We start from the raw sequence: 18,111 nt of genomic DNA, 5'->3' as shown, positions 1-18,111 counted from the left end.
GGAAGCCGTTCAGGCCTGCTTGGTCTCCCAGAAGATCTTGGAGATTTCCTCGATCTTGCCCAGCAGTTCCTCGGCCTTGGCCGGGTCCGCCGAGCCCTTGGCACCTGAGGCGCCCGCGAGCTTCGTGGCCTCGTTGAAGAGGCTGTGCAGCTGCGGGTACTTCTCGAAGTGCGGCGGCTTGAAGTAGTCGGTCCAGAGCACCCACAGGTGGTGCTTGACCAGCTCGGAGCGCTGCTCCTTGATGATGAGCGCCCGAGTACGGAACTCGGGGTCCTCGTTGGCCTGGTACTTCTCGCTGATCGCCTTGACCGACTCCGCCTCGATGCGGGCCTGAGCCGGGTCGTAGATGCCGCACGGCAGGTCGCAGTGGGCGCTGGCAACGGTGCGAGGAGTAAACATGCGCGGGAGTCGCATCAGGATTCCTCCGATGAGCAGTTGCGATGATCCTCAGTGGTGACACTACTCCTGGCATCCGTGCCCCAACCGAGAGAGGTGAAACGCGTGTTCCTGCCGGTCCTGGTGCACGGCCCGTCGATGGTGCCGACGCTCCGGCACGGCGACGCGGTGCTGGTGTGGGAGCGTGCCCGCATCCGGCCCGGCGACGTGGTGGTGGGCGAGTTCCGGACCCGCCCGGGCCTGCTCGTCATCAAACGGGCGGTCCGCGCCGAAGACGGCGGCTGGTGGCTGGAGGGGGACAACCCACTTGTCACGGATGACTCCCGGGCGTTCGGCGTGGCCGACGTGCGGGGCCGTGTGACATTTCGGTACTGGCCGGCGCCCGCGTTTTTCCGCCGGTAGCCGTTATCGTCGAGGCGACCCACCCACCCGTGGGGTCCGGGCCGGGCACTATGCTCGGCCGTTACACAGGGTGACCCCCCGTGCACTCCGCCGGTCAGCGCTGACCACGGCCTGCTTGCCGGCTGAGCATGTTTCTTTCCTGCTCGGCCGCGTCGCTGTGCCGAGCGCGTTTCCGCTCGCCCCGTGATTCGACACCGAGGGCGAGACGTCACGGAGTGGAGTCCCAATGGCATCCGCTGATCCCGTCTTCGATCTGCACCGCGGCGGCAAGATGGCCGTCGCCTCGACCGTGCCGCTGACGAGTCGCGAAGACCTCTCGCTCGCCTACACACCCGGCGTGGCCCGGATCTGCGAGGCCATCGCAGAGAACCCGGACCTGGCCGCCGAATACACCTGGACCGGCAACGTGGTCGCGGTGGTCACGGACGGGTCCGCGGTGCTCGGGCTCGGCAACATCGGGCCACGCGCCGCCATGCCGGTCATGGAGGGCAAGGCCGTGCTGTTCAAGCAGTTCGGCGGCGTGGACGCGGTGCCGATCTGCCTCGACACCCAGGACCCCGACGAGATCGTCCGGGTGGTGACCGCGCTCGCCCCGTCGTTCGGCGGCATCAACCTGGAGGACATCAGCGCGCCGCGCTGCTTCGAGATCGAACGGAGGCTCGACGCGGCGCTGCCGATCCCGGTCTTCCACGACGACCAGCACGGCACCGCGATCGTCACCCTCGCCGCGCTGCGCAACGCGGCCAGGCTGCTCGGCCGCGACCTCGGCGACCTGCGCGTGGTGATCAGCGGCGCGGGCGCGGCGGGCGTCGCGGTCACCAGGATGCTGATCGCCGGCGGCGTCCGCGCCGGGAACGTCGTGGTCTGCGACTCCAAGGGCATCCTGCACCGGGACCGCGCCGGCCTCGGCGGCGCCAAGACGGAGCTGGCCCTGCTGACAAACGGCGGCCTGATCGCCGGCGGCATCGAGAACGCGCTGGACGGCGCGGACGTCCTGATCGGCGTCTCCGGCGGCACGATCGACGAGTCCGCCGTGGCCCGGATGGCGCCCGGCGGCATCGTCTTCGCACTCGCCAACCCGACCCCCGAGGTCCACCCGGACGTCGCCTCCCGCCACGCGGCCGTGGTCGCCACCGGCCGCTCCGACTTCCCCAACCAGATCAACAACGTGCTGGCGTTCCCCGGCGTCTTCCGGGGCGCGCTGCAGGTGCGCGCGCGAACCATCACCGACGCCATGAAGGTGGCCGCCGCGGACGCGATCGCGGGCGTGGTGGCGTCCTCGCTTACCGCGGACGCGATCGTGCCGTCCCCACTCGACCCGCGGGTGGCGCCCGCGGTCGCCGAGGCGGTGGCGGCAGCGGCAGTCTGATCAGTCCGGTGCGGGTCCGCGGCCCGCACCGGCTGTTAACGTGCGTTCATGCGTGCTGCGTTCGCGTCTGCTTTCGACGATGAGTCCCCGCTGAAGGCCCTGACCGTCGGCGAGCGCCCGGAGCCGGCGCCCGCCGACGACTGGGTCACCGTGGAGGTGCGGGCCAGCGCGCTCAACCACCACGACCTCTGGTCGCTGCGCGGCGTCGGCCTCGCCGAGAAGCAGCTGCCGATGATCCTCGGCTGCGACGCCGCAGGCATCGGCCCGGACGGCGCCGAGGTGGTCGTCTACCCGGTGGTCCCGACCCCGGCCGACCCGCGCGGCGTCTCCATCCTCTCCGAGCACTACCAGGGCACACTCGCGGAGCGGGTCGCCGTCCCGGCCGCGAACCTGATCCCCAAGCCCGCCGCGCTCACCTTCGCGGAGGCGGCCTGCCTGCCGACCTCCTGGCTCACCGCGTACCGCATGCTCACCTCCCGCGGCCGCGTCGCCGAGACCGACGCGGTGCTGGTCCAAGGCGCCGGCGGCGGCGTCGCCACCGCGGCCGTGGTGCTTGCGGTGGCGATGGGCAAACGCGTCTACGCGACCAGCCGCGACGCCGCCAAGCGGGAGCGGATCGCCACGCTCGGCGCGACAGCTGTCGAACCCGGTGCCCGCCTACCCGAACGCGTCGGCGTGGTGATCGAGACTGTCGGCGAGGCCACCTTCGACCACTCGCTCAAGTGCGCCGGCTTCGGCGCCCGCATCGTCGTCTCCGGCGCCACCTCAGGCCATCTCCCCCAGGTCAACCTGCGCCGTGTGTTCGCCATGAGCCTGGAGATCCTCGGCACCTCGATGGGCACCCCGGAAGAGCTGGCCGCACTGATGGACCTGTGCGTCACCGCGAACATCCGCCCGGTCATCGACACCGTCTTCAGCTTCAGCGAGGTCGAGTCCGCCTTCGCCGCCCTAGCCTCCGGGAACATCTTCGGCAAGATCGTCCTCGACCACACGCGCTGACACAGCGCCGTAGAGGCGCCGACGGCCCGGAGCGCCACGTTCCACACTCGACACTGAGCGGGACGGTTGGGCCGGCAGCGGAGGGCTCAGGCGGTTTCGTCGGGTGACGGGGCGAAGCCGAGGGCGCGGGTGGACGGCGGCGAGACGATGAGGGCGATCACGAGGACGGCGAGGGCGATCAGCGCGGCGCCGAGCCAGACGAGGCCTCCCATGATCATGTAGTAGCCGATCGCGATGACCATCAGCTGCACCACGATGCCGGGGGCGCGGGCGCCACCGCGGTGGTGGCCGAGCGCGCGGGCGATCGCGTAGATGGCAGCGGACGCCGCGATCGTGAAGATTGTGACGCCGAGCGCGACGCTCAACGCGGCGAACGTGGACGTCAGGTCCTTGAAGACCAGGAAGATGGCGAGCGCGCCGACCACCACGGCCTGCGCCTTGAGCAGCAGCACGGCCACCCGCAGCGTCGGCGGGGAGGTGACGGGCTCTACCGCGGGGGTGGTGGTCACGGTTGCCACGATACCGGGGAGGCGGCCGTCACTCACCGTGGCCGATTGTGAAGCCGTGGCGATCGCGCGAGTGGGGCATGCGCGAGTGTGTGGTCGAACGACTACTCCGGCGTTCTCCATGAGTGGCGATGATCTGCGACATCCGCACTGATCGGATCGGAGACATCACCTCTCCGCCGGAGCCGTCCGGGTAGGGCGCGCCCGAGTGGGATTGGCGCGTTGATCGTGTGCGACTGACACCCGCCGGCCCATATCGGTGATCGTCCGGTTTCAGTGAGTCCACATGAGTCATTTGATCTCGGGATAGGACGCGAGTGCGATCAGTCGGTTACGCGTCGCAGCGACCGGTGCGCACTTTGGGGCAGATTTTTCTCCAGCACGCGACCGGGACGGCTAATCGGGCGTTGAGCTTGCATGACCTGCCCGTATGCAGCCGCCGGCCGAGAAGCCGCGGCCGTACCACCTTGACGGTGAGTATCTTGGCGTTCAACAGAAAGTACAGTTTCGCGGAGTAGCTGACGCGACGCGTGTAATCTGCTAACGAGTGGGTACCCGCCCAATATCAGGTTGGCACGACGTGATCCAAGAGATCGTGGCCGTGGCGGCCAGCACAAGAAACCGGGCCGGAAATGACGGCAATGCGGCGGGGACCGTACTACATTGACTTTTGACTGTCGCGTGCCGGGTGTCGGAGGAATACCGAAATTCGGACAAAGGGGTCGTGAGCTAGCTCACCGCGCCGAACTTTTTCGCAGCGCGCCTCTTGACTTTGCCAGAGTTCGTGAAAGCATTCACAAGCGAAATGAGTTACGGGGATGTTGCCGGGACGCACACGTAGTGCGACCGCCCAGCGACAAACACGGGCTCCACAAACGCCTGCTCACGCACTGTTGACCGATGGCTGCACACCGTCGCGATCAACGCCGCGCGCGCATAAGTAATGGTATTACGCATTTACCGAAACCGATCCGAAGAACAAGGAGTGTTGCCGCCATGGACTGGCGCCACGATTCTGTCTGCCGCGACGAGGACCCTGAGCTGTTCTTCCCGATCGGGACGTCCGGCCCGGCACTCCTCCAGGTCGAGCAGGCCAAGTCGGTTTGCCGGCGCTGCCCCGTGACCGAGGAGTGCCTTGCCTGGGCGCTCGAGTCGGGTCAGGATGCGGGCGTCTGGGGCGGAATGAGTGAAGAAGAGCGGCGCGCCGTGAAGCGCCGTGGCGGCCTGCGGGTCCGCGCTCACTCCGCCTGATTCACGATCACACGCGAAACGCCCCGGGAGAACCCCTCCCGGGGCGTTCTGCTGTGCGGGCACGGAAATCCCTGGCACAGAGGTCATCGCGCGCTTCATCGCCGCCGAATTACCCAGGAGCCACACCCGCCAAACCACCAAAAACCCCAAACGACCCGAAACCCGAATATGGTACGCATCGGGCGCACACGGTCGAAGCCGAGCCCGATCCGCCCGCGTCAGGCGGCCAGCACCTCACTGCCGAAGTCCACCGCGTCCGCCCGGGAGAGCACCAGGCGCGCGATGTCCGGCGCATCGGTCAGCGGCCCGGCCACCGCCACCACCCCGCCGGCCGTCCGCGCCGACGCCACCACCGTGTCGAAAAGCAGCCCGGGGGCGAGGAAGTAACCGGCGATGGCGATCCGGCGCGCACCAGCGGCCTGCAACGCCGACACCGCCTCCGCGCCCGTGGGTGGTGCGGCCGACGCGTAGGCCACCGCGGACGGCACACCGAGCACCTCGCCGAGCGCGACCGCGGCCTGTTCCACAGTTCCGCGCGCCGCGGCGTCGTTCGTTCCGGCCGCGGCCAGCAGCACCGCGTCGAACCCTCGGTCCGGCCCGGCGCCGGTGACCTCGGCGAGGCGGCGCAGCAGCCCGGCCAGGAGCAGGTCCGGCACGACGCCGTCGAATGGGCCGATCACCTCGCTGATCTCGACGGGCATGCGCAGCCCGTCCGCGCGCGCGGTCCGTACCACCTCCGGCACGTCGATCCGCCCGTGGTACGCGGCGGTGAGCAGCAGCGGCACCAGGATCGCCCGCTCCTGCCCGGCCGCCTCCAGCCGGTGCAGGACCTCGCCCGGCCGCGGCCCGGCATGGTCCAGATAGGACGCGCGGACGTCCACGCCGGGCCGGGCGGCGGCAACCGCCCGGACCAGCGCACGGGTGGCGTTCGCGGCGCGCGGGTCCCGGCTGCCGTGGGCGACCAGGACCAGCGACGCCGCTAGAGGTGCAGCCCGCATTCGGTCTTCTCGAACATCGCCCAGCGTCCGGCGCGCGGGTCCTCCCCGGCGGTGGTGCGCCGGGTGCACGGCCAGCAGCCGACCGAGGTGTAGCCCTTGCGGAACAGCTCGTTGACAGGCACGTTCCAGCGCGCGATGTACCTGTCGACGTCGGCCTGGGACCAGGCCGCGATCGGGTTGACCTTTACCTTACCCTTCTTCGGGTCGAAGCCGACGACAGGCGTGTTCGCCCGGGTCGGCGACTCGTCGCGGCGCAGACCGGCCGCCCACGCGTCGTAGCCGGCGAGCGCACGGTTGAGCGGCTCGACCTTCCGCAGGAAGCAGCACTCGTCCGGCGCGCGGTTGAACAGGCGCGGGCCGTACTCGCCGTCCTGCTGCCCGACGGTGAGCCGTGGCCGTATCGAGCGCACGTTCACCGGAAGCGTCGCGGCAACGATGTCGCGCACCTTGAGCGTCTCCGGGAAGTGCAGGCCGGTGTCGAGGAAGACCACGTCGACGCCCGGCTTCACCCGGGAGACGATGTGCGCGAGCACCGCGTCCGCCATCGAGCTGGTGACGCAGAACCGGTCGCCGAACATCTCGGCGGCCCAGCGCGCGATCTCCTCGGCGGGCGCGCCCTCCAGGAGCCGGTTGCCCTCGGCCGCGATCGCCTTGAGCTCCTCCGGCGTGCGGCGGACCTCTTCGACCGGCGCCTCGTCGACCGGGGCGACAAGCGCGGACATGGTGGCGGACAGCGCGGGCGCCGCATCGGTCTTGATCAGGTTGAGGCCGGCCGCGGAGATGGGGCTCATCGCTCGTTCACCGCTTCTCTGAGTATTCCGATGAACTTGATGGAAAATACGCGCACGCAGGAACGGCACTCCCACGCACCGTGCGTCTCCGCATGCGGGCGAAGGTCCTCGTCGCCGCAGTACGGGCAGTACAGAGGGGCAGCACGCTCACTCATGCCGGGCTCCCCGCGACGCTGCGGAACCGCTGAGACCGGCGCCGCACGTTCCGTTCGCTCGCACGCTCATCGCAGTTCGTCCTCCTCGACTCTGATCACCCAGTCGGCGAACCGCTCGCCGTCCGTACGACCGTCCAGGTAACGCCGGGTCAGCCGCTCCACGTACTCGGGAAGCTCGTCCGCGGTGGTCTTCAGGCCCCGCAGCTTGCGGCCGAAGCCGGCCTTCTGACCCTCGGCCATGCCCAGCCCGCCGCCGAGGTGGACCTGGAAGCCCTCCACCTGCTTGCCTTCCGGGCCCATCACCAGCTGGCCCTTGAGGCCGATGTCCGCGATCTGGGTGCGGGCACACGCGTTCGGGCAGCCGTTGATGTGGATGGAGATGTCCTCACCGGCGAGATCGCCGATCCGCTGCTCCAGCCGCTCGACCAGCTGCTGGCCGCGGGCCTTGGTCTCGACGATCGCGAGCTTGCAGTACTCGATTCCGGTGCAGGCCATCGTCGAGCGCCGCCAGACCGAGGGGAACGCCTCCAGCCCGATCTCACGCAGCCCGGCGACGAGCGAGTCGACCTTCTCCGGCGCGATGTCAAGCACAAGCAGCTTCTGGTACGCGGTAAGCCGCACCCGGTCGCTGCCGTGCGCCGCCACCACGTCCGCAAGCTTCCGCAGCTGCTCGCCGGAGGTGCGCCCGACGACCGGCGCCGCGCCGACGTACCGCTTGCCGTCCGCCTGCGCGTGCACGCCGATGTGGTCGATCGGCTTCTCCGGCAGCTCCGGCGCGGGGCCGTCGATAAGCGTGCGGCCGAGGTACTCCTTCTCCAGCACCTCGCGGAACTTCTCCACGCCCCAGTCCGCGACCAGGAACTTCAGCCGGGCGCGGTGCCGCAGCCGCCGGTAGCCGTAGTCGCGGAAGATGCCGACCACGCCTTCCCACACGTCGGGCAGCTCGGCCAGCGGCACCCAGACGCCGAGGCGCTGGGCGAGCATCGGGTTTGTGGAGAGGCCGCCGCCGACCCAGAGGTCGAAGCCGGGGCCGTGCTCCGGGTGCACCACGCCGAGGAACGAGATGTCCTGCACCTCGTACGGCATGTCGGCCAGCCAGGAGATCGACGACTTGAACTTGCGCGGCAGGTTCGAGTACGCCGGGTCGCCGATGAAGCGCTCCACGATCTCGTCGATCGCCGAGGTCGGGTCGATCGCCTCGTCCGCGGAGACGCCCGCGACCGGGCTGCCCAGCACCACGCGCGGGCAGTCGCCGCACGCCTCGGTGGTGTGCAGGCCGACCTCCTCCAGCGCCTTCCAGATCGCGGGCATGTCCTCGACCCGGATCCAGTGCAGCTGGATGTTCTGCCGGTCGGTGAGGTCCGCGCTGTTCCGCCCGTACCGCTCGGAGATGTCCGCGATCACCCGCAGCTGGGCGATGCTGAGCTGGCCGCCGTCCACCCGGACGCGGAGCATGAAGAACTTGTCCTCCAGCTCCTCCGGCTCCAGCACTGCTGTGCGCCCGCCGTCGATGCCGGCCTTGCGCTGCGTGTAGAGGCCCCACCAGCGGAACCGGCCGCGCAGGTCGGCCGGGTCGATCGAGTCGAAGCCGCGGTGGGCGTAGATGTTCTCGATCCGGGCGCGGACGTTGAGCGGGTTGTCGTCCTTCTTGCTGCGCTCGTTCGGGTTCAGCGGCTCACGGTGACCCAGCGCCCATTGACCCTCGCCGCGCGGGCGACGAGGAGGGCGGGCGTTGCCGCCGGTCGTGGGAGTGGTGCTAACCGCCATCGCGGCGTCCTCCGGTGTGGCTCGTGGTGAAGGACGCACACACACGGCGGCCGCCCCGGAGAAATCAGGGCAAGCGACGACATCGTCAACGGGCCGGCGAGTGCACGCCCAGGCAGACTGGTGCGGGCGAGGTCAGCAGGCCGGACAGATGGCGCTGCGCACGCGGCCGTAATCCACATGGCGGCGGGACGTCAGTCCCAGCGTCATGGCACGGTGCGCGGCGGTAGTCACGTCCCTCATGCTGCCACATCGATCCCGGCCCGGCCAGGGTCCGCGCTCCGCGTCCCAGATGCCGGTTACGCTGTGGTTACCGTCACGCCGTAACAATGTGTTCATCCATGCCCGTGCGTGTGGAGGCCGGCCGCTAGTCTCAGGCGCGTGAGTACACCCCTGTTCCGTCGCATCGCGCGGCTCACACTGGCCGCGCTGATCATCGCGCCGGCGCCGCTCGCACTGCCCGGCGCCGCTCACGCCCGCATCGGTTGCGGCGGCCCGGCCGGCAATCCCGCACCGGCACAGCGCGGCTGGGCGCTGGACCGGCTGGCTCCGGAGACCGCCTGGCCGCTCAGCCGCGGCGCAGGCGTCACTGTCGCGGTCATCGACTCCGGCGTCAACGGCGATCACAAGGTGCTGAAGGGCCAGGTGCTCGCCGGGCGCGACTTCAGCCTGCCGGACTTCGACGGGCAGTGCGACACGCTCGGCCACGGCACAGTCATCGCCGGGATCATCGCCGGTAAGGAGGTGTCCGGCGTCGCGTTCACAGGCATCGCGCCGGATGCGAAGATCCTGCCGCTCCGGGTGCTCGATTCCGACAAGCCCAGCACGGACCCGTCCGCGCCGGGCCGCATCGCGCAGGCGATCACCTACGCGGTGGACCAGGGCGCGGACGTCATCAACCTGTCGCTGGAGACGGACCCGGTCGATTCGCTGAACGCCGCCATCGCGTACGCGGAGGAGAAGAACGTGGTCGTGGTCGCGGCCGGCGGCAATCAGGCGCCGGACGAGACCCGCAACGGCGGCGTCTTCCCCGCGGCGTACAAGACGGTGCTGGCCGTTGCCGGCGTCGACGAGCAGGGCGGGCACGTCGCCACGTCCGTCCAGGGGCCGTACGTGGACCTCTCCGCCCCGGGACTGGACCTGTTCGGGCCCGCGCCGACCGGCGACGGCTTCGTCGGTGAGGAGGCAGGCGGGACCAGCTTCGCCGCGGCCTACGTGTCAGGCGCGGCCGCGCTGGTCCGGTCGTACTTCCCGACAATGACGGCGGCGGACGTGCGGGCGCGCCTGATGGCCACCGCGGACCAGCCGCCGACCGGCCAGGACAACTCGTTCGGCACCGGCATGGTCAATCCGTACCTGGCGCTGAGCACGGTCTTCACCACGAAGTCGGAACGGCCAGCCGAGCCGATCGCACTTGCGGCGAAGCCGGCGGACCCGACCGCCACGGCCCGGCTGGTCGCCTGGTGGGCGATCGGGATCGTGCTTGTGCTGACGGTGGCGACGCTTGCCGGCGCCCCGCTGATCCGGCGGGGCCGCCGCAACGGCTGGCGCCCGAACCACGGCAACATCTGATCGACACAGCAACGATGGGGGTACGGCCGGAGCCGTACCCCCATCGTCGTTTGTGCTTTCAGCGGTAATTCGGTGGCGGCGGCGGGGGTGGCAGCGGCTGCTGGCCCTGCGGCGGCGGAGAGTACGGCTGCTGCTGCGGATAACCGGGCGCCTGCTGGTAGGGCGGCGGCTGGTAGGAGCCGGCCGGCGGGTACCCGGGCTGCTGCTGCGGATAACCCGTGTTCCCGGCCGCGACCGGGCGCTTGCGACGGCCGGCCGAGAGCGCGACGACAAGGATCAGCACGAACACGGCGAGCGCGACGAGCCCCACCCACCAGTAGTCGGCGACCAGGCGGTCGAGCATCGGCGGCTCGTCCAGGCTCGCGTCGTGACCGGCGTCCGCGCCGTCCATCGGGTTGCCGACCGGGTTCGCGGTCACGGACGGCACCTCGGCGGAGACCGCGGCCAGCGCGTCGATGGCGCCGTAGCCGTAGTGGTCGTCGCGTCCCTGCGGCCCCTTGTCCTTCGCGGTCGCGGTCAGCCGGTTGATCAGGTTCGCGGTGTCGAGGTCCGGGTGCTTCGCCTTGACCAGCGCGGCGACCGCGGAGACCACTGCGGTGGCGGCGCTGGTGCCGGTGCTGTTGCCGTAGCCGTCGGTGCCCATCGTCAGCGGGTAGGCGGAGAGCAGGTCCACGCCCGGCGCCGCGATGCCCATCTGCGCGCCGGTGGCGCCGCCGTCCCAGAACTCGCCCTTCTGGTCGAGGCCGGAGACCGCGAGGACGCCGGGGATGGCGGCCGGCGGGCCGATGATCGGGCCGGTCTCCTCCAGGTTCCCCGAGCCGGCGACCAGGACCACGCCCTTGCTGTTCGCGTACTCCACGGCGGCGCGGTCGTCCGGGCTGAGCGCGGTCATGACGCCGTTGGCGTCCTCCCGGGAGATCGACATGTTGATCACGTCCGCGCCCTGGTCGACGGCGGCTCGGATGGCCGCCGGCAGCGCGAGCCTCGGGTTGCCGTTGTCGAACTGCAGGGACAGGATCGTCGCCTCCGGCGCGATGCCCTTGACCAGGTTGTTCCGGCCGTTGCCCTGGCCGGCGATGATGCTGGTGATCGCGGTGCCGTGGAAGCGGATGTCCTTCAGGCCGCCGGTGCTCTGCTGCGTCGTGCTGTAGGAGCCGCCGTCGCGCACGTCCGCGCCCTTGAAGTCGGGAAGCGTGACGTCCACACCACTGTCGATCACCGCGATCGTGATGCCCTTGCCCTTGCTCCCGGCCGCCTTCTGCAGCTGCGGGACCTTCAGGTAGTCGTCGTAGTACCACTTCTGGTACGCCTCGGCGTCGATCGTCGGCGCGGCCGCGTACGCCGCACCGGGCGCCGCCAGGACCGCACTTCCGCCCGCTACAAGCGTGACAAGTGCTGACGCGGCGAAGCGGCGCCGCCGTCCGAGCTTCATCGGTTTCTCTACCCCGTCCGTGATTCGAAAGACCGTCCGTAATGCGAAAGACCGTGCGGAACGGCGAAGGGCCCGGTTCGGCGGAAACCGAACCGGGCCCTCACACGGAGGTCAGGTCCACAGTCTGGAGTTCGACATCTCGGTGGAGACGTAGTTCTCCTTGGCGACGCCGACGGCCTGGCCGATGTCGTTCAGGATCTTGTTGATGTCCCGGACCGCGTTGTCCCAGGAGGCCTGGTGTGCCTCGTACGCGACCCGGTCCTCACCGTCCCACTGGAGCTTCTGCAGCATCTGCCGGAGGGTGTCGAGCTTCTCGTCGATCGTCTTGGAGATCGAGTTGATCTGCTGCGTGGAGCTCTCGAGAACCGCGTAATCAACTTTCACAACGCTCATGGCGTTCTCCTTACTTCTCGCTGCTTACGGGTTCAGGGCCGAGTGGAACTTGTCGAGCATCTGCTGCTGCTCCTCGTCGTTCACCTGGTGCGTGGTGCCCGACTTGTCAAGCAGTTCAGCGATGCTGTCAAGCGCCTGCTGGAGCTTCTCGGTGTCCTGGTTCCACTGGTTCATGAGGTTCTGGAAACCGGTGGAAGCCGAACCCTGCCAGGCAATGGCAAGGTCATCGACCACATTCCAGAGCTTCTTGAGCTCCCCGTCGACCTCACTCCGCGTGGACCGCACATCGTTCGCAGCGGTGTGGAGTGTCGCGTGATCGACCTCGAACGGGCCCGCCATGGTCTTCACCCCTTCGTCATCGTCTAGTGCAGCCAGTCGCTGCGCCTCAGTGCAGCCAGTGGCTGCGCCTCCCCCGCGGCGGCGTCTGAAACCCCACCAACGGACACTTCGCAACGACGGTAACGCACCAGGTCCAGTGGTTACAGCCTCGGTCACCGCCCCGACGGCGAAATGTCCAATTCAGACGTTTTTATCGGACTTCACCGTCGGGGCAAAATGTCTTTCTATGGCTCTGTCCAGGCAGTTTGGATCAGATTCTGGCCGTCGCGCCGGCGCACCAGCATGCCGCGGCCCGGAGGCTGGATGCTCGGGCGCAGATTTCCGACGATCTGGCCCTCCTCCCGGTTGCCCGACATCAGCAGCGTCGGCGTGTCCAGCTCGCGCAGCCGCTGCAGCACCTGCTCGTAGCCGGCCCGGGCCGCGCCGCCCATCCGGCGGGTCAGGATCAGGTGCAGGCCGATGTCCCTGGCCTGCGGCAACAGCTCGATGAGCGCGCTCAGCGGGTTGTTGCCACCGGACGCCACCAGGTCGTAGTCGTCGACAAGCACGTACAGGTCCGGGCCCCGCCACCAGGACCGGTCCCGCAGCTGCTGCGGCGTCACGTCCGGGCCGGGCAGGCGGGCCTGCAACGCGCCCCGGATCTGCTTCATGTTCGTGGCGAAGACCTCACTCGACGGGGAGTAGTCGAGCAGGTGATCACCCTCGATCGCGCCCAGCAGGCCGCGCCGGTAGTCACCGACGACGATCCGGGCCTCTGCGGGTGTGAATTTCTCCATGATCTGCCGGCCGATCATGCGCAGCAGGTTCGTCTTGCCGCACTCCGCGTCGCCGAAGACCACCATGTGCGGCTCTGACGTGTCCATCAGCACCGGGGCCAGGTGCGCCTCGTTGATGCCGATCGGCAGGCCGGCCCGGGACGGGTCGACCATCCGGTTCAGCTCCGCCACCGGGAGCATGCGCGGCAGCAGGCGCACCTTCGGCGCCGGCGCGTGCGGCCAGGCCGCCTTGACCTGCTCCACCGCGGACGTGGTGGCCTCGGCCAGATCGTCGAGCAGCGGCTTGCCGTCCAGCCGGGAGATCGCGGCCAGGAAGTGCAGCTTGTCCCGGGTCAGACCACGGCCGGGGGTGCGCTCCGGCACGTTCGCCGCGCCCTTGCGGTCGATCTCCGACTCGCTCGGATCACCGAGTCGCAGCTCAAGCTTCGTACCCAGCAGGTCGCGCATCTTGATCCGGACCTCGGACCAGCGGGCCGCGGTGATCACCAGGTGAACGCCGTAGCCGAGACCGCGCTGGGCCAGCATGGTGATCGTCTGCTCCAGCTCCTCGTAGTCCTCTCGGAGCGTGCCCCAGCCGTCCACCACCAGGAACAGGTCGCCGAACAGGTCGTCCGGCACCTCGCCGTTGGCCTGGCGGCGCCGGTACGTGTTGATCGAGTCGATTCCCATCGTGGTGAACCGGGCCTCGCGCTCGTCGATCAGCGACGTCACCTCGGCCACGGTCCGGCGCACCGCCTCGCCGTCGCGGCGGCCCGCCACACCGGAGAGGTGCGGCAGCCCGTCCAGCGCCCGCAGCGCGCCACCGCCGAAGTCGAGGCACATGAACTGCACCTCGCGCGGCGTGTGGGTGACCGCGAACGACAGCAGCATCGACCGCAGGATCGTGCTCTTGCCGGACCGCGGGCCACCCACGATGACCACGTTGCCGCCCGCGCCGGACAGGTCCGCCACAAGCGGGTCGCGGCGCTGCTCGAACGGGCGGTCCACGATGCCGACCGGGACCATCAGCTTCGCCGCATTCCGCCAGGCGGCCGGCGACAGGCCGTGCACCGGGTCCGGCGTGAGCGGCGGCAGCAGCTTGTCCACAGTGGGCGGCACGCCGAGCGGCTCAAGCCACACCCGGTGCGCGGCCTTGCCCCGGCCGTGCAGCTGGTCGATGAGCACGTCGAGCATGCTCTGCTGCTTGCCCATCTCCTCGTCCTCGTCGTCGGCCATGACGACCTGCTCGTTGATCTCGGGGGCCGGGATGAACTCCGTCCCGTACTCAAGGATCTGGCGCTGCACCACGGCCTGCGAGCGGACGGCCCGGCCCGGCGCCTTGTACGGCCCGGACACGTACGCCGCCCGGAACCGCAGCATCGTGGTGGTGTCGGTCTTCAGGTAGCCGTGGCCGGGCGCGCTCGGCAGCTCGTAGGCGTCCGGCACCCCCAGCACGATCCGGGACTCCACAGCGGAGAACGTGCGCAGGCCGATCCGGTACGACAGGTGCGTGTCCAGACCGCGCAGCTTGCCCTCCTCCAGCCGCTGCGACGCGAGCAGCAGGTGCACGCCGAGCGACCGGCCCAGGCGGCCGATCATGACGAACAGGTCGATGAAGTCCGGCTTGGCGGCCAGCAGCTCGCTGAACTCGTCACAGATGATCAGGAGGCTGGGCATCGGGTCCAGCTCCTCGCCGGCCGCCCGCGCCTTCTCATAGTCGAACCGGGAGACGTAGTTGCCTGCCGCGCGCAACGCCTCCTGCCGGCGCACCATCTCACCGGCGAGCGCGTCCTTCATGCGGTCGACAAGCGGAAGCTCGTCCGACAGGTTGGTGATCACGGCGCTGGTGTGCGGCAACGCGTCGAGCGAGGCGAACGTCGCGCCACCCTTGAAGTCGACGAGCACGAAGTTCAGCTCCGCCGACGAGTGGGTCACCGCGAGCGCGCCGACGATCGTGCGCAACAGCTCCGACTTGCCGGAACCGGTCGCGCCGATGATCAGGCCGTGCGGGCCCATGCCCTCGTGCGCGGACTCCTTGAAGTCCAGCTCCACGACGTTGCCGTCCGGCCCGAGGCCCAGCGGGATGCGCAGCCGGTCCCGGTGCGGCCGGGTTCGCCACGTCTGGTTGATGTCCACGCCCGCGACGTCGCCGATGCCGAGCAGGTCGGGCAGCTCCATGCTCTTGGCGAGCGGCTCCTCCGACGTGGCAGCGCTCTGCTGGGACAGCCGGTACGGCGACAGCTGCCGCGCCAGCCCTTCGGCCTGCACCAGGCTGAGCTGGTCCGGCTTCCCGAGGTGGGTGCTCGACTTGCCGCGGAACACCTCGACCGAGTCGGCGGTGACGTCCAGGCAGAGCAGCCACCGGCCGGCGTCCCGCGGCACCGCGCCGGAGAGGTCGACGACAGTCGTGCCGAGCAGACCCTGGCCGTAGAGCTGGCAGTTCGCCGACACCTCGCCGCCGTCAAGCACGATCAGCACGTGCGGCGACGTGGTCAGCGGCTTCGCGTCCGGGCTGAACCGGGGACGGCTGGCCAGCTCGTCCGCGAGCATCTGCTCGGCCGCGAGCAGCGTGCTGAACACCATCCGCCGGCCACCGGCGGCGTCGTTGCGGCGCGGGTGCTGCGCGTGCGGCAGCCACTTCGTCCAGTCCCAGCTCGCCTGCCGGTCCGGCGCCGCGACCACGGCGATCAGCAGATCGTCAGGCGCCTGGAACGTGGTGAGCTGGCCGAGCACCGCGCGCATCAGGCCGAGCGTGGGCTCCCGGTCGCCGCGAAGCACGATCCGGCTGAACGCGCGGATGGACAGCGCGATCGGCAGGTCCGGCACGACTGAGTGCGAGCGGACGAACCGCCGCAGCGCGATCGCGGCCATCGGCTCGAGGTCCTCGACCGGCTTCGTCTCCGGCGTGACGATCTGCACCGCGAGCTGCTGCGGGCCGATCGCGATCCGGGCCTCGCCGAAGTCGTCCTCGGTGACGCGCCGCTCCCACATCCGGCGGGAGGCCGCGAACGAGTACAGCGCGTCCGCCTCCGGGTGCTTCCAGGTGGTCGCGGCCCGCTGCTGCTCCGCCGCGCGCCGGGTCCGCTTCCGGACCTGCGCGAGGTAGCGCATGTAGTCGCGCCGGTCCGCGTTCAGTTCGGCCTTGTCGTTGCCGCCGCCCATCTGGCCGACCGCCATGCCGACCATCGAGACGCCGAACAGACCGCCGGCCACCCACATCATGGCCCCGCCGCCACGGCCCGCGTAGAGGAACGCCATCGCGCCCGCGCCGCAGAGCATCGGCAGGATCATCATCAACTGCCCGAGCGACTTGGGCAGCTCCTCCGGCAGCTCGGGCGGCGACTCCAGAAGCACCTCGCCCCGGGGCAGCTGTGGCCCCTGCCGCCGCGGTGGCCGCCGGAACAGCACCGTACTCATCCGCGTCTCGCCTCCCCGTAAATCCCCCGTCGGACGCCGCTTCATCGGAGGTGGCGTCGGGTGGGCATCCTAGCGTTCGCCATCGTAGGTACTCTCCTCACGAAACGTGAGTGGCTTGGATCCACGGGGAGGCAACCATGGCCGCCACAGTGAGCGGGAGCAGCAGGGTCACGATCGTCGCGCCCAGGACGAGGCTCGACCTCGCCCTGCCGTCCGACGTGCCGTTGGCCGATCTACTGCCCACGGTCCTGAAGCATGCCGGCGAGGAAGTCGCGGACCAGGGCGCCGCGCAGGGAGGCTGGGCGCTGGCGCGACTGGGCGGCCGGCCGCTCGACAGCTCGCGCACCGCTGTCGAACTGGAGATCCGCGACGGCGAGATGCTCTATTTCACGCCACGTGCGGAGGCGCGTCCCGAGGTCGTGTTCGACGACATCGTCGACGCGGTCGCGACCGCCACCCAGAAGCGTGAGGGTCGCTGGGACACGGCGATGACCAGGCGTTTCTCGGTCGGTTTCGCGGCCGTGGCGCTGCTTGCCGGCGCGATCGGCGTGCTGTTCGCCGGCCCGCCGCAGCTGCCCGGCGGCATCGCCGGGCTGGCCTCGGCCGCGCTGCTCATGCTTACCGCCACGCTGCTGTCCCGCGCCGCAGGTGACGGCCGCAGCGGCGCGCTGGTGGCCGGCGTCAGCCTGGTCTTCGGCACGATCGGCGGCCTGCTGCTGCTCGCCGGGGACCTCGCCATCGCCGACCTCGCCGCCCCGCACGTGCTGCTCGGCGCCGCGGTGCTGCTCCTGCTCGGCGTGATCGCCACCCTCGCGGTCGGCTATGCGACACCACTGTTCCTGGGCTCGGCCGCGGGTGGCGTCGCCCTCGCACTCGGCGCCGGAATCTGCATCATCTTCGACCGGAGCGCCGCGGCCTCGGCCGCGATCGTGGCCGGCGTGGTCTTCGCGTTCCACCCGGCGCTGCCGATGCTGTCCTACCGGCTGGCCCGCGTACCGGTCCCGTCCATCCCGACCGGCCCGGAGGACCTCAAGGCCGACGAGGAGACAGTCGACGGGCGCCGCGTGCTGGACCTCAGCGAGCGCGCGGACGAGTACCTGACCGCGCTGATCTGGACCGTCTCCACGATCGTCTTCAGCGCCGAGATCGTCCTCGCCTTCGACGGCGGCCTCAGCGCGGTGCTGCTCGGCCTGGCGCTCGCGCTGCTCCTGCTACTGCGCGCCCGCCCCTACCCGAGCCGCCGCGAACGCCTCCCCTCGCTGCTCGCAGGCGGTGGAGGCCTCATCCTCGTCGCGTTCGCCGTCTTCGGCTGGGGCGGCTGGGCGGCCCGGCTCGGCCTGGTCCTCGGCGGCCTGATCATCGTCGCCGCGATCAGCCTGATCTACGGCCTCTCGGTCGCCGGCAAGCGGATCGCCCCCATCTGGGGCCGCCTGCTCGACATCTGGGAGATCATCCTCATCCTCACAGTGGTCCCGCTCGCCGCCTGGGTCTGCGGCCTCTACAGCTGGATCACCACAGTGAGCGCATAGCCCCATTTCGCCCCACCAGGGCCGGGAACCGCCACCGCGGTCC

At 70.0% G+C, this 18,111-nt stretch carries 15 protein-coding genes; 6 read left to right on the top strand and 9 right to left on the bottom strand.

The annotated features are described in order from the left end of the window. Nucleotides 1-9: 9 nt before the first annotated feature. Nucleotides 10-414 carry a superoxide dismutase, Ni gene (gene sodN / locus ACIA8K_RS24060; RefSeq protein WP_396062837.1) on the bottom strand — a complete coding sequence of 135 codons (405 nt, stop codon included), beginning with the start codon at nt 412-414 and terminating at the stop codon, nt 10-12. Nucleotides 415-501: 87 nt separating this feature from the next. On the opposite strand from sodN, the gene ACIA8K_RS24055 reads away from it, so the two are divergent. From ACIA8K_RS24055 to ACIA8K_RS24045, 3 genes are all read left to right on the top strand, one after another. After that, nucleotides 502-798 carry a S26 family signal peptidase gene (locus ACIA8K_RS24055; protein WP_396062835.1) on the top strand — a complete coding sequence of 99 codons (297 nt, stop codon included), beginning with the start codon at nt 502-504 and terminating at the stop codon, nt 796-798. Between the two features lie 226 nt (nt 799-1,024). Further along, the gene (locus ACIA8K_RS24050) at nt 1,025-2,167 is read left to right on the top strand and encodes an NADP-dependent malic enzyme (RefSeq protein WP_396062833.1); all 1,143 of its coding nucleotides are present in this window, start codon (nt 1,025-1,027) and stop codon (nt 2,165-2,167) included. A 48-nt stretch (nt 2,168-2,215) separates the two neighbouring features. Beyond that, complete coding sequence (locus tag ACIA8K_RS24045) at nt 2,216-3,166, top strand: zinc-binding dehydrogenase (RefSeq protein WP_396062831.1); 951 nt, start codon at nt 2,216-2,218, stop codon at nt 3,164-3,166. 86 nt (nt 3,167-3,252) lie between these two features. On the opposite strand, the gene ACIA8K_RS24040 is transcribed toward ACIA8K_RS24045, so the two are convergent. Beyond that, nucleotides 3,253-3,675, bottom strand: a complete 423-nt coding sequence (locus tag ACIA8K_RS24040) for a hypothetical protein (protein WP_396062829.1) — start codon at nt 3,673-3,675, stop codon at nt 3,253-3,255. 993 nt (nt 3,676-4,668) lie between these two features. Between ACIA8K_RS24040 and ACIA8K_RS24035 the strand changes: the two genes are divergently transcribed. Further along, on the top strand, nt 4,669-4,923 hold the full coding sequence (locus ACIA8K_RS24035) for a WhiB family transcriptional regulator (RefSeq protein WP_033345527.1): 255 nt from the start codon (nt 4,669-4,671) through the stop codon (nt 4,921-4,923). Nucleotides 4,924-5,141: 218 nt separating this feature from the next. On the opposite strand, the gene ACIA8K_RS24030 is transcribed toward ACIA8K_RS24035, so the two are convergent. From ACIA8K_RS24030 to ACIA8K_RS24020, 3 genes are all read right to left on the bottom strand, one after another. Beyond that, a complete protein-coding gene (locus ACIA8K_RS24030) occupies nt 5,142-5,921 on the bottom strand; it encodes a sirohydrochlorin chelatase (RefSeq protein ID WP_396062827.1) in 780 nt (259 codons plus the stop codon). Then, entirely contained in the window at nt 5,903-6,712 is an 810-nt protein-coding gene (locus ACIA8K_RS24025; RefSeq protein ID WP_396062825.1) for a phosphoadenylyl-sulfate reductase, read from the bottom strand. The genes ACIA8K_RS24030 and ACIA8K_RS24025 overlap by 19 nt, the downstream gene beginning before the upstream one ends. 221 nt (nt 6,713-6,933) lie before the next feature. Further along, nucleotides 6,934-8,634 (bottom strand): nitrite/sulfite reductase, encoded by a 1,701-nt coding sequence (locus ACIA8K_RS24020; protein ID WP_396062823.1) that lies wholly within the window; start codon nt 8,632-8,634, stop codon nt 6,934-6,936. A gap of 378 nt (nt 8,635-9,012) precedes the next feature. Here ACIA8K_RS24020 and mycP point away from each other — a divergent pair, with 378 nt between their 5' ends. After that, complete coding sequence (mycP, locus tag ACIA8K_RS24015) at nt 9,013-10,203, top strand: type VII secretion-associated serine protease mycosin (RefSeq protein ID WP_396062821.1); 1,191 nt, start codon at nt 9,013-9,015, stop codon at nt 10,201-10,203. 58 nt (nt 10,204-10,261) lie between these two features. Here mycP and ACIA8K_RS24010 read toward each other — a convergent pair whose 3' ends face one another. From ACIA8K_RS24010 to eccCa, 4 genes are all read right to left on the bottom strand, one after another. Next, entirely contained in the window at nt 10,262-11,635 is a 1,374-nt protein-coding gene (locus ACIA8K_RS24010) for a S8 family serine peptidase (protein WP_396062819.1), read from the bottom strand. Between the two features lie 111 nt (nt 11,636-11,746). Further along, nucleotides 11,747-12,028, bottom strand: coding sequence for a WXG100 family type VII secretion target (locus tag ACIA8K_RS24005; RefSeq protein ID WP_396062817.1), 282 nt, complete (start codon nt 12,026-12,028; stop codon nt 11,747-11,749). 24 nt (nt 12,029-12,052) lie between these two features. After that, entirely contained in the window at nt 12,053-12,367 is a 315-nt protein-coding gene (locus ACIA8K_RS24000) for a WXG100 family type VII secretion target (RefSeq protein ID WP_396062815.1), read from the bottom strand. A 224-nt stretch (nt 12,368-12,591) separates the two neighbouring features. After that, the gene (gene eccCa / locus ACIA8K_RS23995) at nt 12,592-16,539 is read right to left on the bottom strand and encodes a type VII secretion protein EccCa (RefSeq protein WP_396062813.1); all 3,948 of its coding nucleotides are present in this window, start codon (nt 16,537-16,539) and stop codon (nt 12,592-12,594) included. A 137-nt stretch (nt 16,540-16,676) separates the two neighbouring features. On the opposite strand from eccCa, the gene eccD reads away from it, so the two are divergent. Next, nucleotides 16,677-18,068 carry a type VII secretion integral membrane protein EccD gene (gene eccD, locus ACIA8K_RS23990; RefSeq protein ID WP_396062811.1) on the top strand — a complete coding sequence of 464 codons (1,392 nt, stop codon included), beginning with the start codon at nt 16,677-16,679 and terminating at the stop codon, nt 18,066-18,068. The last annotated feature ends 43 nt before the right edge of the window (nt 18,069-18,111 follow it).

Origin of the sequence: Catenuloplanes sp. NPDC051500 (genome assembly GCF_044454585.1) — a bacterium.
Taxonomy (GTDB): domain Bacteria; phylum Actinomycetota; class Actinomycetes; order Mycobacteriales; family Micromonosporaceae; genus Catenuloplanes.
Note: the sequence above shows the minus strand (reverse complement) of the source record. Positions and strands in the feature narration are given on the sequence as shown.

Excerpts from the sequence above, each read along its gene's own strand:
- sodN (WP_396062837.1), bottom strand. The coding sequence starts at position 414 with ATGCGACTCCCGCGCATGTTTACTCCTCGCACCGTTGCCAGCGCCCAC.
- ACIA8K_RS24050 (WP_396062833.1), top strand. The coding sequence starts at position 1,025 with ATGGCATCCGCTGATCCCGTCTTCGATCTGCACCGCGGCGGCAAGATG.
- ACIA8K_RS24045 (WP_396062831.1), top strand. The coding sequence starts at position 2,216 with ATGCGTGCTGCGTTCGCGTCTGCTTTCGACGATGAGTCCCCGCTGAAG.
- ACIA8K_RS24035 (WP_033345527.1), top strand. The coding sequence starts at position 4,669 with ATGGACTGGCGCCACGATTCTGTCTGCCGCGACGAGGACCCTGAGCTG.
- ACIA8K_RS24030 (WP_396062827.1), bottom strand. The coding sequence starts at position 5,921 with ATGCGGGCTGCACCTCTAGCGGCGTCGCTGGTCCTGGTCGCCCACGGC.
- ACIA8K_RS24025 (WP_396062825.1), bottom strand. The coding sequence starts at position 6,712 with ATGAGCCCCATCTCCGCGGCCGGCCTCAACCTGATCAAGACCGATGCG.
- ACIA8K_RS24020 (WP_396062823.1), bottom strand. The coding sequence starts at position 8,634 with ATGGCGGTTAGCACCACTCCCACGACCGGCGGCAACGCCCGCCCTCCT.
- ACIA8K_RS24010 (WP_396062819.1), bottom strand. The coding sequence starts at position 11,635 with ATGAAGCTCGGACGGCGGCGCCGCTTCGCCGCGTCAGCACTTGTCACG.
- ACIA8K_RS24005 (WP_396062817.1), bottom strand. The coding sequence starts at position 12,028 with ATGAGCGTTGTGAAAGTTGATTACGCGGTTCTCGAGAGCTCCACGCAG.
- ACIA8K_RS24000 (WP_396062815.1), bottom strand. The coding sequence starts at position 12,367 with ATGGCGGGCCCGTTCGAGGTCGATCACGCGACACTCCACACCGCTGCG.
- eccCa (WP_396062813.1), bottom strand. The coding sequence starts at position 16,539 with ATGAGTACGGTGCTGTTCCGGCGGCCACCGCGGCGGCAGGGGCCACAG.
- eccD (WP_396062811.1), top strand. The coding sequence starts at position 16,677 with ATGGCCGCCACAGTGAGCGGGAGCAGCAGGGTCACGATCGTCGCGCCC.